General features: G+C 68.4%; 12 protein-coding genes and 1 pseudogene. 1 reads left to right on the forward strand and 12 read right to left on the reverse strand.

Annotated features, from left to right (window positions below):
• Window positions 1-49: 49 nt before the first annotated feature.
• The 5 genes from ACIRRU_RS00375 to rpsB form a co-directional block, all read right to left on the reverse strand.
• Window positions 50-1,138: a phosphatidate cytidylyltransferase gene (locus ACIRRU_RS00375; RefSeq protein ID WP_403674355.1), complete on the reverse strand. Its 1,089-nt coding sequence runs from the start codon at window positions 1,136-1,138 to the stop codon at window positions 50-52.
• On the reverse strand, window positions 1,138-1,695 hold the full coding sequence (gene frr, locus ACIRRU_RS00380) for a ribosome recycling factor (RefSeq protein ID WP_363204365.1): 558 nt from the start codon (window positions 1,693-1,695) through the stop codon (window positions 1,138-1,140). Before frr ends, ACIRRU_RS00375 begins: the two co-directional genes overlap by 1 nt.
• Before the next feature lie 123 nt (window positions 1,696-1,818).
• The gene (gene pyrH / locus ACIRRU_RS00385; protein ID WP_363204366.1) at window positions 1,819-2,595 is read right to left on the reverse strand and encodes a UMP kinase; all 777 of its coding nucleotides are present in this window, start codon (window positions 2,593-2,595) and stop codon (window positions 1,819-1,821) included.
• 161 nt (window positions 2,596-2,756) lie between these two features.
• Window positions 2,757-3,593 carry a translation elongation factor Ts gene (gene tsf, locus ACIRRU_RS00390; RefSeq protein WP_403674357.1) on the reverse strand — a complete coding sequence of 279 codons (837 nt, stop codon included), beginning with the start codon at window positions 3,591-3,593 and terminating at the stop codon, window positions 2,757-2,759.
• 99 nt (window positions 3,594-3,692) lie between these two features.
• Entirely contained in the window at window positions 3,693-4,607 is a 915-nt protein-coding gene (gene rpsB / locus ACIRRU_RS00395) for a 30S ribosomal protein S2 (protein ID WP_363204368.1), read from the reverse strand.
• A 479-nt stretch (window positions 4,608-5,086) separates the two neighbouring features.
• Here rpsB and ACIRRU_RS00400 point away from each other — a divergent pair, with 479 nt between their 5' ends.
• A complete protein-coding gene (locus ACIRRU_RS00400; RefSeq protein WP_403674360.1) occupies window positions 5,087-5,905 on the forward strand; it encodes a murein hydrolase activator EnvC family protein in 819 nt (272 codons plus the stop codon).
• A 426-nt stretch (window positions 5,906-6,331) separates the two neighbouring features.
• Here ACIRRU_RS00400 and ACIRRU_RS00405 read toward each other — a convergent pair whose 3' ends face one another.
• The 7 genes and pseudogenes from ACIRRU_RS00405 to ACIRRU_RS00435 all read right to left on the reverse strand — a co-directional run bounded on the left by ACIRRU_RS00405 (window position 6,332) and on the right by ACIRRU_RS00435 (window position 12,412).
• The gene (locus tag ACIRRU_RS00405) at window positions 6,332-6,889 is read right to left on the reverse strand and encodes a TetR/AcrR family transcriptional regulator (protein WP_403675570.1); all 558 of its coding nucleotides are present in this window, start codon (window positions 6,887-6,889) and stop codon (window positions 6,332-6,334) included.
• 132 nt (window positions 6,890-7,021) lie between these two features.
• Window positions 7,022-7,858 (reverse strand): RNA polymerase sigma factor WhiG, encoded by an 837-nt coding sequence (gene whiG / locus ACIRRU_RS00410; RefSeq protein ID WP_363204369.1) that lies wholly within the window; start codon window positions 7,856-7,858, stop codon window positions 7,022-7,024.
• Between the two features lie 254 nt (window positions 7,859-8,112).
• Window positions 8,113-8,616, reverse strand: a pseudogene (locus tag ACIRRU_RS00415) (DNA-processing protein DprA); the annotation flags it as partial.
• Window positions 8,617-8,697: 81 nt separating this feature from the next.
• A complete protein-coding gene (locus ACIRRU_RS00420; protein ID WP_403674363.1) occupies window positions 8,698-9,255 on the reverse strand; it encodes an RNA polymerase sigma factor in 558 nt (185 codons plus the stop codon).
• The gene (locus tag ACIRRU_RS00425) at window positions 9,242-9,847 is read right to left on the reverse strand and encodes a hypothetical protein (RefSeq protein WP_403674366.1); all 606 of its coding nucleotides are present in this window, start codon (window positions 9,845-9,847) and stop codon (window positions 9,242-9,244) included. The genes ACIRRU_RS00420 and ACIRRU_RS00425 overlap by 14 nt, the downstream gene beginning before the upstream one ends.
• Before the next feature lie 633 nt (window positions 9,848-10,480).
• On the reverse strand, window positions 10,481-11,026 hold the full coding sequence (locus ACIRRU_RS00430) for a TIGR02391 family protein (protein WP_403674367.1): 546 nt from the start codon (window positions 11,024-11,026) through the stop codon (window positions 10,481-10,483).
• Between the two features lie 378 nt (window positions 11,027-11,404).
• A complete protein-coding gene (locus tag ACIRRU_RS00435) occupies window positions 11,405-12,412 on the reverse strand; it encodes a hypothetical protein (protein WP_403674370.1) in 1,008 nt (335 codons plus the stop codon).
• Between the last annotated feature and the right edge of the window lie 131 nt (window positions 12,413-12,543).

Below are 12,543 nucleotides of genomic sequence, written 5' to 3' on the forward strand. Positions count from 1 at the left end.
CTCACTCGTGAAAGTCGCAGGTGGGACGGTACGCGTTCGAGTCCGCGGCTCAGCCGACGCCGACGAAGAGCACCATCAGCAGCCACACCACCGGTGCGGTGGGCAGCAGCGAGTCCAGCCGGTCCATGATGCCGCCGTGACCGGGCAGCAGGGTTCCCATGTCCTTGATGCCGAGGTCCCGCTTGATCATCGATTCGCCGAGATCACCGAGGGTGGCACTGGCCGCGACCGCGAGGCCCACGAGCAGCCCCTGCCACCAGGCGCCGCCGTCGATCAGGAACTCCATGCACAGCGCACCGCCGGTCATCGCGAAGACGACCGCGCCCAGCAGGCCCTCCCGGGTCTTGCCGGGGCTGATGCGGGGGGCCAGCTTGTGCTTGCCGAAGCGCCAGCCGACCGCGTACGCCCCGGTGTCGCTGACCACGGTGAGGACGAGGAACGTCAGGACCCGCCAGGGCCCGTCGTCCGCCGCCAGCATCAGGGCGACGAAGGTGGCCAGGAAGGGGACGTAGAACGCCGCGAACACCCCGGCCGTGACGTCCTTCAGATAGCCGTCGGGCGGTTCGGTCATCCGCCAGACCAGCACCGCGAGGGCGGTCAGGGCCATCGCGACCCACGCCCCCTCCGCGCCCCGGGCGTACCCGGCGACGACCATCGCGGCACCGCCGACGGCCAGCGGGACGAGGGGCGCCCTGATGCCCTTGCGCTCCTTGAGGCGGGAGGTGAGCTCCCAGAGGCCGACGACGACAGCGACCGCTATCACACCGATGAAGACGGCTTTCACGATGAACAGCGAGGCGACGATGACGGCGCCGAGACCCACGCCGACCCCTATGGCGGCGCGCAGATCACGCCCCGCGCGCTTCTTCTGCGGCGGGGGCGGCAGCGGGGTGGACATGGGCTCCTGCGGCATCTCGTCACGGAACAGGGGGCCGCCGACAAGAGCGGCGTCCCTGTCCCGGTCGTCGCGGTCGACTGCTCCGTCTCCACCTGCGTCGGGAGCGTCCGGCACGTTGGGCATGGGCCGAGTCTGCTGGGCGTCATGCACATCGTGGGCAGGACCCGCCGGGGCAGCCCTCATCTCGGGCGTGCCCCAGTAACCGGCTCCTTGCGGGGCGCCCCAGGAAGAGTCGTTCATCAGACTTCGAGCAGCTCGGCTTCCTTGTGCTTGAGCAGCTCGTCCACCTGCGCGACGTACTTCGCGGTGGTGTCGTCGAGCTCCTTCTCGGCGCGGCGCACCTCGTCCTCGCCGGACTCCTTGTCCTTGACGAGCTTGTCGAGGGTCTCCTTGGCCTTGCGGCGGATGGAGCGGATCGAGATCTTGGAGTCCTCGGCCTTGCCCTTGGCGACCTTGATGTACTCCTTGCGGCGGTCCTGGGTCAGCTCGGGGAAGGTGACCCGGATGATGTTGCCGTCGTTGCTCGGGTTGACGCCGAGGTCGGAGTCGCGGATCGCCTGCTCGATGTTGCGCAGCGCGGTCTTGTCGAACGGCGTCACCACGGCCATCCGCGGCTCGGGCACCGAGAACGAGGCCAGCTGGTTGATCGGGGTCAGCGCGCCGTAGTAGTCGGCGACGATCTTGTTGAACATCGCCGGGTGCGCGCGGCCGGTACGGATCGCGGCGAAGTCCTCTTTCGCGACGACGACGGCCTTCTCCATCTTCTCCTCGGCCTCGAGGAGGGTTTCTTCGATCACCACGTGCTCCTGCGTGTCTCGGGCGGGCCCGGCATCGTCATCGTCGGGCCCTGCGGGTCCTGCGTCGCGTCCTCACCTGCACGGTGTCCCACCGGGCAGGCCGTTGTCCATCCTGGGGGGCCGTCAGGCCCGGGTGCTCGCGTCGCTCACAAGCGTGCCGATCTTCTCACCCTTGACCGCGCGAGCGATATTGCCCAGTGCGGTCAGCTCGAAGACCAGGATCGGCAGCTGGTTGTCACGGCAGAGCGTGATGGCGGTGGCGTCGGCGACCTTCAGGTTGCGGGCGATGACCTCGCCGTACTCCAGGGCGTCGAACTTCACCGCGTCGGGGTTGGCCTTCGGGTCGGAGTCGTAGACCCCGTCCACGCCGTTCTTCCCCATGAGCAGCGCCTCGGCGTCGATCTCCAGGGCGCGCTGGGCGGCGGTGGTGTCGGTGGAGAAGTACGGCATGCCCATCCCGGCGCCGAAGATGACGACGCGGCCCTTCTCCAGGTGCCGGACGGCACGCAGCGGGATGTACGGCTCGGCGACCTGGCCCATGGTGATGGCGGTCTGGACGCGCGAGTCGATGCCCTCCTTCTCCAGGAAGTCCTGGAGCGCCAGGCAGTTCATGACGGTGCCGAGCATGCCCATGTAGTCGGACCGGGCCCGGTCCATGCCGCGCTGCTGGAGCTCGGCGCCACGAAAGAAGTTGCCTCCCCCGATGACCACCGCGATCTCGGCGCCGTCGCGGACGACGGCGGCGATCTCGCGGGCGATGGTGTGCACGACGTCGGGGTCGACGCCCAGACCCCCGCCACCGGCGAATGCCTCACCGGAGAGCTTCAGCATGAAGCGCCCGGAAACCTTGTCGTCGTCGCGCCTCTGGTCGGCCTGGGTGGCGTCCGCGCCCTTGTCCATGGAAATTCTCCTCGTGCACATACGAAGAAGGCCATTGCCGGTGGGTCCGATGTCCCTACAGCGGCAATGGCCTCCTCGTCAGATCTGCGGTCGTCCGGCGTGGGTGCGGCCGTCGACTGCACCAGACCCTATCGGGTCCGGTGCCGTTCGCCCGGACGGACTCAGATGCCGACCTTGATGCGCGAGAAGCGCTTCAGGGTGACACCGGCCTCGTCCAGCACCTTCTGGACGGACTTCTTGGCGTCCAGCGCGTACGGCTGGCCGAGGAGGGTGGCCTCCTTGAAGAAGCCGTTGACGCGACCCTCGACGATCTTCGGGAGCGCGGCCTCGGGCTTGCCCTCGGCGCGGGTGGTCTCCTCGGCGACGCGACGCTCGGCCTCGACGACCTCGGCCGGGACGTCCTCGCGGGAGAGGTACTTCGGGGCGAACGCGGCGATGTGCTGCGCGATGCCCTTGGCCAGCTCGGCGTCGGCCTTGTCCAGCTCGACCAGCACACCGATCTGCGGGGGCAGGTCGGGCATGGTGCGGTGCATGTACACGGACACGAACGTGCCGGTGAACTGCGCGAAGCGGTCCAGGACGATCTTCTCACCGAGGTTGGCGTTGGCCTCGTCGACGTACGCCTGGACGGTCTTGCCGGCCTCGATCTCGGAGGCGAGCAGCGCCTGGATGTCGGCCGGGGAGGTCGCGGCGACGTGGGCGGCGAGCGTGTTGGCGACGGCCTGGAACTTCTCGCCCTTGGCGACGAAGTCGGTCTCGCACTTGAGCTCCAGCAGGACGCCGGACGTCTGGTCCTCGGAGACGAGGGAGACGACGGCACCGTTCTCGGCGGAGCGGCCCTCGCGCTTGGCGACGCCCTTCTGGCCCTTGATACGGAGCGCCTCGACGGCCTTGTCGACGTTGCCGTCGGCCTCGTCGAGCGCCTTCTTGCAGTCCATCATGCCGGCGCCGGTGAGCTCGCGGAGCTTCTTGACGTCAGCGGCGGTGTAGTTCGCCATGAGTCTGTATGTCTCTCTCGAAGTCTGAAAGATCTACGGGTGAACGGCGGGGGCGACGCTCAACGCGCCGGCCCCCGCCGTCAGCAGCCGTGACGGGTGTCAGGCCTGCTCGGCGTCCGCGTCGGCGGCCGGAGCCTCGGCCTCGGCGACGGCCTCGGCCGGCTTCTCGGCGTCGGCGGCCTTCTCGGTCTCGGCGGAGGACTGGACATCGGCGACAGCCGGGGTCTCGTCCTTCTTGTCGCCCTCGAGCAGGTCGCGCTCCCACTCGGCGAGGGGCTCACCGGCGGCCTTCTCGCCCGGCTTCGAGTCACCGGTGGCGGCACCGGAGCGGGCGATGAGGCCCTCGGCGACGGCGTCGGCGATCACGCGGGTGAGCAGGGTGACGGAGCGGATCGCGTCGTCGTTGCCCGGAATCTTGTAGTCGACCTCGTCCGGGTCGCAGTTGGTGTCGAGGATCGCGACGACCGGGATGTGGAGCTTGCGCGCCTCACCGACGGCGATGTGCTCCTTCTTGGTGTCGACGATCCAGACGGCGCTGGGCACCTTCTGCATCTCGCGGATACCACCGAGGGTCTTCTCCAGCTTGGCCTTCTCGCGCGAGAGGACCAGGAGCTCCTTCTTGGTGAGGCCGGAGGCGGCCACGTCCTCGAAGTCGATGAGCTCAAGCTCCTTCAGACGCTGAAGGCGCTTGTAGACGGTGGAGAAGTTGGTGAGCATGCCACCGAGCCAACGCTGGTTGACGTACGGCATGCCGACGCGCGTCGCCTGCTCGGCGATGGCCTCCTGGGCCTGCTTCTTCGTACCGACGAACATGATGGAACCGCCGTGGGCGACGGTCTCCTTAACGAACTCGTAGGCGCGGTCGATGTACGACAGCGACTGGAGCAGGTCGATGATGTAGATGCCGTTGCGCTCGGTGAAGATGAAGCGCTTCATCTTCGGGTTCCAGCGACGGGTCTGGTGACCGAAGTGGACGCCGCTTTCCAGCAGCTCCCGCATCGTGACGACGGCCATGGCCGTACTCCTTGAGGTACTCGGTTGTCGCGACCGCAGGTTTGCGCTCGCGCCTGACGCCCCGACGCGCCGTGCCACAAGGGACCGAGGAGCGCGGCCACCTCCACGAGGGGGAGGCGGCGGGGCGTGCGAAGTCGACCCGGTCACCCGGATCGCCGTAAGAAGTGTACGGGACCCGCTGAGCGCCGGATGACGGCGATGTCCACCACCAGGTGACGGCGATATCCACAACCGGCGAGTAGTCCACAGGAAACGGCCCGCCCTCCCCGGAATCCCGCCCTCCGGGCCATGGTGACGTCATGCGCATCCACGACGGCCGAGGCCGCTCCCCCGCCCCGCACCCGCCGCCCCGCCGGAACCGGCGAAAACGGCAGCACTCGAAGAACAGGCAGATCAGGCAGGACAGGCACAGCTGGGAGGACACGCAAGGTCGGCAGGACAAGCACAGCTGGGAGGACGGGCAGGGCAGGGAGGGCGAGGTGCCTTCGGTGTCCCGGGCGCCCCGGCTCCCCGGAATCCGCCGGATGCGCTGGTCGCTCCTGGCCGGGGTCTCGGCGCTGGCCGGGATCCTGGTCCCGGCCGGGGCGCTCGCTCTCCCGGGCCCGGGACATACGGCCGCCACCCCGGGCCCCGCCCCGCCCGCGGACACCGGCCCGCTGGAGGCGGGCGCGGGAGAGGGCGGCGGGGACGCCCCGGGCGGGGACAAAGCCGGTGGGGGCGCCCCGGGCGGGGACGAGGCCGGTGGGGACGAGGCAGATAGGGACGAGGCCGGTGGGGCGGGCGGCATCGACGAGGGCCCGGACCAGGGCGGCCGGAGCTGGCCGCTGGCCGGGAGACCAGCGGTGTTGCGAGGCTGGGAGCCGCCCGCCGGTCCGTACGGGCCCGGACACCGTGGGGCCGACCTCGCGGCACGACCGGGGGCCAGCGTACTGGCCGCCGCCGGGGGCCGGGTCTCGTTCGCCGGGCGGGTGGCGGGGCGCGGGGTGCTGGCCATCGAGGTGGAGGGCAGCGGATCGCCGCCCTTGCGTACGACGTACGAGCCGGTGCGCGCGGTGGTCGAGCGGGGCGACCGCGTACGGGCGGGACAGCCGGTGGCGGTCCTGGAGGACGGACCGTTCCACTGTCCAGCGGGCTGCCTGCACTGGGGGCTGCGGCGGGGCGACGCCTACCTGGACCCGCTCTCGCTCCTGCCGCCCGCGCTACTGAGGAGGGGGCCATCACGCCTCCTGCCGGTCTTCGGCGTACCCGAACCGGATCAACCGGCGGCTGAATCGGAAGGAGGACCACACCCACGGTGACGCCCTACGCCGGGAGCGCGGTGAGTCCCGCCGCTTATGCGGGTGACGCCGTGGCACCTCCGAGTGGCGACAGCCCAGGGCGCCTTCCGGGCGGGCCGGGCGTGGGAAGCGCGGCCGCTTCCGGCAGGGCAGGGGGCCGGGACGGGGAGCAGGGCACCGCCGCTTCCGGCCTGGCGGGAAGCAGATCGCCGTCACCCTGGCAGAGCGGGAGCAAGGCGCTGCCACAGGGCCCCGCCGGACCGGCGGGGCGGAAGGAGGGTGCGGCAGGTGCCAGAGAGGAAGGGTCTACGGCCATTTCCAGCGCGGGGCGGGGCGGGGAGGGCGGGGGTGGGGGGGGAGGGGGAGGGCCCCCGAGGCTTCCTCAACCAGACAGGTCACCCCCGCGCACCGCCCCGCCCCCGCACTCCCCCGGTAGCTCCGCCCGGGTCAGCCGGCCACGCCGCGCAGCACCATCGCGACGGCGGTGTCCGCGATGACTCCGGGCTCTTCCGCGACTCCGAGTTCGATGCGGCGTACGGCGGCGTCCACCGAGCCCTGGAGGAGCATGGCGGCCAAGCGGGGCTGCTGGTGGCCGAGGTCGCCCAGGGCTTCGACGATCATGGCGATCAGCCCGCCGTGCGCGGCCCGGATCTTCTCCCGGGCCCCGGCGTCCAGTTCGCTCGCGGAGATCGCGACGACGGCGCGGTGGCGGCGGTCGCCGACGAGGTCCAGCTGGCGGCGTACGTAGGCCTCGATCTTCGCCTCGGGCGTATCGGCGCGCTCCATGGCGTTCTCCACCTCGGCCGCCCAGACGGGGAAGTCGACGGCGCACAGCTCTTCGACGACCGCGGCGCGGGAGCGGAAGTACTCGTAGACGGAGGACCGGGCGAGGCCCGTGCGCTCGGCGAGTGCGGGGAAGGTCAGCGCCTCCGTACCACCCTCGGACAGCAGGGAGCGCGCGGCGTCCAGGAGGGCGCCGCGCTGCATGGTCCGGTGCTCGGCCACGGAGGCCGCTCGAATCCTGGGCACGTGTCCACTCTACGGCGAGGGGGGTCCGGCAGAGGGGCGCGGTCTCTGATCGTGTGGCCGGAGAATTCGGGGCAGAGCCGGTCAGAGGTGGTCAGCGGGCAGAGGTGGTCAGCGGCCCGCGTCGGCCAGCTTGGCCCGGAGCTGGAGAACGGACTTGGTGTGGATCTGGCTGACGCGGCTCTCCGTCACCCCGAGAACGTTGCCGATCTCGGCGAGCGTCAGGCCCTCGTAGTAGTAGAGGGTCACCACGGTCTTCTCCCGGTCGGGGAGGGTGTTGATCGCGCGGGCGAGCAGCCGTCTCAGCTCTCGGTCCTCGGCCACCTCGACCGGGTTGTCGGCGGCGGTGTCCTCCAGGGTGTCCATCAGGCTCAGCCGGTCGCCGCCCTCTCCGCCGACGTGCAGCAGCTCCTCCAGGGCGACCACGTTGGCCAGGGACAACTGGCTGAAGACGGCGTGCAGATCCTCCAGGGCGATGCCCATCTCCGCCGCGACCTCGGCCTCCGAGGGCGTACGCCTCAGCTGGGCCTCCAGCGTGGCGTAGGCGCGCTCCACGTTCCGCGCCTTCTGCCGGACGGAGCGGGGGATCCAGTCCAGGGCCCGCAGTTCGTCGATCATCGCTCCGCGGATCCTGGTGATCGCGTACGTCTCGAACTTGATGGCCCGCTCGATGTCGAACTTCTCGATGGCGTCGATCAGTCCGAAGACCCCGGAGGAGACGAAGTCCGCCTGCTCGACGTTGGACGGCAGCCCCACGCTCACCCGGCCCGCGACGTATTTGACGAGCGGGGAGTAGTGCAGGATCAGCTGCTCCCGCAGCCGCTCGTCGCCCGAGGTCTTGTAGGAACGCCACAGTTCGTCGAGCGAGGAGGGGGCGGAAGGGCGCACGGTGCCACGCGCGACCGGTGGTACTGCCGCGCGGTCAGACCCGGAGGTGTGCTGGGGCATGTGGTGCCTTGAGCCGTTCTGCTGTGAAGTGCTGGGGGACTTTTGTCTGGGGCGGAATCCTTGTGAGCGTAGCGTGACTGGAGCGTCGCAGTCCGCGCAGGACGGTGGACCGATGCCATGTGATGGCGTTCTGCCGTTCACGCTGTTCGTGCCTGCCGGTGCCCGGGGCGCTCGCCGCGGGCACCGGCCCCGAGCAGGTCACCGATCGGTCGTGCGAGGTCGTCGCGCTTACCTTTTCACCCGAATGCTCCAGGTCAAGTACCGCCTCGCCGCGCGTCGTCGTTGCGTGCCGACGGGTTCGTCAATCGCCAGCTGTCGCCTTCGCGTTCGACGAACCCCAGTGAGCGCAGTTCGTACAGCCGCCCGAGGGTTTCGTCCGTGGAGGATCCGGCGCTGCGCGCGAGGTCACGGGGGTGGACGGCGCCGTGGTAGGGAAGGGCGTCCAGGACGCGTGCGGCGGACGGGTCCAGCCGGTCCCGGGGCAGGACGGGCCCGTGTCTGACCGGTGCGAGGTCACCGATGTCCCCCACCATCTCGACGACTTCGGCGGCGTCGGTGACGAGCACGCCCTCCCCGCGCAGCAACTCGTGGACGCCGGCGGACAGTCCGCTGGTCGCCGGGCCGGGAACACCCATCGAGACCCGGCCGAGGCGCTGCGCCTGGCGGGCGGTGACCAGCGAGCCGCTGCGGTACTGCGCCTCGACCACGACCGTTCCTCTGGTCAGTGCGGCGATGACGCGGTTGCGCAGGACGAACCTTCTCTGCACCAAGTCAAGGAGGACCGACCAGGCGAGGGAGGCGGCGCGGGTGCTTGCCCCGCGTCTCGCCTCCGGTCACGCCTAACGGCCGGCGAACAGTGCGGCTGCCCCAACACGATCGAGTTTCTTCCGCGCGGCAGCAATGTGGGTGGCGACCGTGCCCATGGAGAGCCCCATCACCGTGGCGATCTCTGAGTGCGTCATGCCCCAGGCCATAAGAAGGACAGCACGACACTGCTGATCGGAAAGATGCTCCTGAAGGACCTCCTGCAGGCCGTTGTAGAAGTCGTCAGCGCCCATCACTCTCGCCGGGGGACTGACTTGCTCCAGCACGTCGTGGTCGACCGAAACCTCGCGGGCGTTCCGCGCCTTGCGGTAGTAGTCGATCCGGCGGTTACGCGCGGACGCAAATACGTAGGAACGGTTCTGTGCGCGCGCCCTCACGTCATCCCACTTGTGAGCGAACGAGATGAAGAGGTCCTGGGCGATGTCGCGTGCGTCGCTTTCCGGGGTTCCCAGCCTCACGAGGTAAATGACCACGTCCTCGAAGCGGTCAGCGTAGAACTCCTCGAAGCCGTGGCCCCACGACCGGTGACGGTCGCGGGGCTCGCGGGCATCTGGCTGGTCAGGCACCCTCATGGGTTTCCCGCTCGGGCTGGCGCGCGCCCCGCTGCCCATCGTCACGCCGACGCTGTCCGCTCTGGCCGCGGTCGCGCTGGTTCCGGCGCGTGCCGCGCTCGGCCTGAGGTCCGGCCGCCGGGCGGCCCTGACCCAGGCTGCGGGTAGGGGGCCGGTTGTCACGGACGGGCGGCTGTCGGTCCTGGCCGCCGGAGTGCCGCTGCCGGGCCTCCCCACGCGTGTACTCATCGCGCTGCGACTTCCGCACCAGGCGGAACTCGAAGCCTTCGACGGTCTCGAGCTTCTGCTTCACGGCGATGAAGCCCGTCACGACGAGCTGGATCCCGAGGGCCCAGATGGCCCACGTCTGGACACGTTCCGCGTCGGTTCCCCAGCCGGTGCCGGGCTCGACGAAGTGCTGGACCGCCTCGGTCGTCACGACGACCGTGGCGAGGCCCCACCGCTTGAAGCGGCTGGCGAGCCCCACCGCAGCGGCGGGAGTGTTGCTTTCCGAGCTCATGATCTTCCCAGAGGTGTGAAGTGACAGGGTGACCCCTTCGAGGTCCGGGCGGGCCTCTTCGAGATCACCGACCAGAGTCTCCGGAAAGCCCATTAAGGGCAATACGCAAAGGAGACGCCCGACCACCCTCTGTGATGTGGGTAGCAAAAATACGCCTGCGTCTACTTGCGACGAGGCGTCATCGTCCAGTATGGGCTGGCCGACTGGCCGACTGTTGGTAACTCTTTGCCCGGAGCCAACAGTCGGACCAGCACGACGCGTTCTGTTCAACACACCTCTGGGAAGGCGCGTCCACCCTCTATACGAATCTCAAGGCCTGTTTTCTTGATGCCTCTCCAAGGTTTCTTGGAGAGGCGGCTGCGTGGGACCCTTCCGCGGCAACTCATAGCCGCCTGACCAGCGACGATGCCTCTCCGGCGAGGTCCCCGGCCCAACTTTCTTAGCGTGCCAGAGCGAACGGCTTGTTCGCTGCCGTTCTGCATCCGGTAACGCACCCCTCCAAGCCTCTGAACTGCAGTTACTCCGGCCTCCGCCACCCCAGAGGCCCGCTCAGTTCAGCAGGCTTGTGAGTAGCTTCCTGGCAACGCTGGCTGCCGGCCGGGACAGGCAGCACTCGGCTCTGTCTGTCGGCGTACTCGTCGAAGTACTCAACGAGGTACGGATGAACGTGCCCAGCCGGTCAGCCACCAAGCTGTGGGCCTTCTCTGCACCAAGTCAAATGAAGCCTTAAGACTTCTCGATCTTGTTGAGCAGGCGCATGAGCAGGTCGGCCAGGAGGAGGACCTCGGCAGCCTCGGTCGGATCGGTGTAGTCGACTCGACGGTGACTGGGCGGGTTCTTGAAGAGTCCGATGGCCCCCTTGAACAGCTCCATCATGCCGACCGCCTCACCACCGTCAACTGTGGTGTCGGACAGCGGGCCGGCTGCCTGGTCCCCCTTCCCCGGCCGGAACGCCTGCTGCATGAGGGCTGTGCCCGTGAGGGAGTCGGGGAGATCGGCCATCGTTCGAACGCGGAGTTCGACCTCCTTCATCGCCAGCAGTGCTGCGGCCTCGAAGTCTCCTCGCAGGAACTGTGGCCGGGCCTTGGCTTCGAGCACGGGGACGAGTTCGATGTCGAGTCGTTGAACGGCCCTGATCCAGCGCAGCCCTCGGTCGAGTGCGTCGTGCCCTTGTCGGCTGACGAGGAACGACCCTGCCGAATCCTGCTGGACGTTCCAGACAACCAGTCCTCGGTTGAGCAACCACGTCCACGCCTCTGTCAGTGCGAGCACTGCCTGGGGGATCTGCTGGTAGGCGACGCGAGCACGCTTGAGCCAGTTATGCCAGTTTCACTCGTTGTTGTCCCGAGCGTCCTTGAGTACCCGCAGAGCGAGATCGTCGACTGGTAGGGCAACGATCTCATCGGCTTCCAGGGTCCAGTCGGCTCCAGGCATGCGTTCTCCTGTTGATCGGGGTCCAATGCCAGTGGATCACGGGGGTGCGGGCTCAGGAAGTCCTAGATCACTGGTCGCCAGCCCGTTCTGGTGGCGTCTGCCTGCTGCCAGGGCCGTGCTGATTCCGTCGACGTCGCCGAGCCGTAACTCGGTTCCGGCTTCGCGTCGCGGCTGCAGACGAGTTTGCCCGGGTGAGCTGAGCCCTGGGCACCGTCTCTACTCGTTCTCCGGCACCTTCCAGACATGATGCGTCCCGGAGTGCCACGTCCCCGGCTCCGGACTGTTGATGGCCCGGTGCTCGTCGCGGATCTGAAGGGCTGCCTCCGCCCGAGCGGCTTGGAGGGCTGCTTCGATGACAAAGTGTCGACCAAACTCAAAGTGGGCCCGGGTCAAGGTCCGGTTTTGGGCCTCAGTTGCATGGAAGTGGTACTGACACTGCGGTCCCGAGTAATGCCGACTAACTTTCGGACACAAGACATCAAACTGCGCATACCGGCTGTAGTCGATACCGAGCGCGATGATGCGCATTGCTGTCTGCATGGCGCCGAGGGCCTGGGACATCGGAGACAGCACCTTCGACAGCGCCGTCGTCACAGGGTCAGCCAGGAGCGGTTCAGTTGGAGTGATGCTGGGTCCGAACCGGAACGGCTGCTTGTTGTCGTAGGTGCCCCGCTCACCATAGTGATCAAGCAGCTCAATGAAAGCGATCATGAGACCGGCCATCGCCATGGGCAGGTTGCCCTTGTCCGCGTGCCCTTGAGCCGCGCGCAAAGTCGTCGCGACCTGAGGATGCGCAACAAGATTAAGCATGTCGACACTCTCGAAGTCGATGCCGAACACGAGCGGGACAGCGTCGGTGAAGAAGGTCACTGTGTCCGACCTTGACTGCTCGATGGCGGTCTTCGAGGGGAAGGTCCCATGGTGCTTGAACGCGACACGAAGGTTGTTCATCCGGTTCATCGCGGCCTTGCTGGGCAATGGAGCCTGGCCGGGGGTGTGGGGCTCGATCTCACTCCAGTAGCCGGTGAACGTCACATTCCTCGATAGCGAGACCCCGAGGTGGTCGGCGGCGAGCCGGAGGAACTGTTCGACCGCGTCATGGAAAGACAGCACCGCGGTCGCAGACAGCGGCTCGGGCTGACGCGCCTGGGCGATGCCCTGATCAAAGAGGAATCGAACGAACGCTAGCCGCTCAATCTCCAGGGCAGTCATGGGTGTGGTCATGGCTTCTCCTGCTTGCGGGGACGAGGTAGCCAATGCGTCGGGCGGAGTTCGGTGAGGTTCTGCTCGCTGGTCATGGCGGGCAACCTCGCTGGTGGCGGTGCCTTCGTGCCATGGCACGAAGGCACCAGTTG

This window comes from Streptomyces sp. NPDC101181 (genome assembly GCF_044767975.1).
Classification (GTDB): domain Bacteria; phylum Actinomycetota; class Actinomycetes; order Streptomycetales; family Streptomycetaceae; genus Streptomyces.

What these genes read in the sequence shown, in the direction of transcription:
- ACIRRU_RS00375 (WP_403674355.1), bottom strand. Translation starts at nt 1,138, where the DNA reads ATGAACGACTCTTCCTGGGGCGCCCCGCAAGGAGCCGGTTACTGGGGC.
- pyrH (WP_363204366.1), bottom strand. Translation starts at nt 2,595, where the DNA reads ATGGACAAGGGCGCGGACGCCACCCAGGCCGACCAGAGGCGCGACGAC.
- tsf (WP_403674357.1), bottom strand. Translation starts at nt 3,593, where the DNA reads ATGGCGAACTACACCGCCGCTGACGTCAAGAAGCTCCGCGAGCTCACC.
- rpsB (WP_363204368.1), bottom strand. Translation starts at nt 4,607, where the DNA reads ATGGCCGTCGTCACGATGCGGGAGCTGCTGGAAAGCGGCGTCCACTTC.
- whiG (WP_363204369.1), bottom strand. Translation starts at nt 7,858, where the DNA reads ATGCCCCAGCACACCTCCGGGTCTGACCGCGCGGCAGTACCACCGGTC.
- ACIRRU_RS00420 (WP_403674363.1), bottom strand. Translation starts at nt 9,255, where the DNA reads ATGAGGGTGCCTGACCAGCCAGATGCCCGCGAGCCCCGCGACCGTCAC.
- ACIRRU_RS00425 (WP_403674366.1), bottom strand. Translation starts at nt 9,847, where the DNA reads ATGGGCTTTCCGGAGACTCTGGTCGGTGATCTCGAAGAGGCCCGCCCG.
- ACIRRU_RS00435 (WP_403674370.1), bottom strand. Translation starts at nt 12,412, where the DNA reads ATGACCACACCCATGACTGCCCTGGAGATTGAGCGGCTAGCGTTCGTT.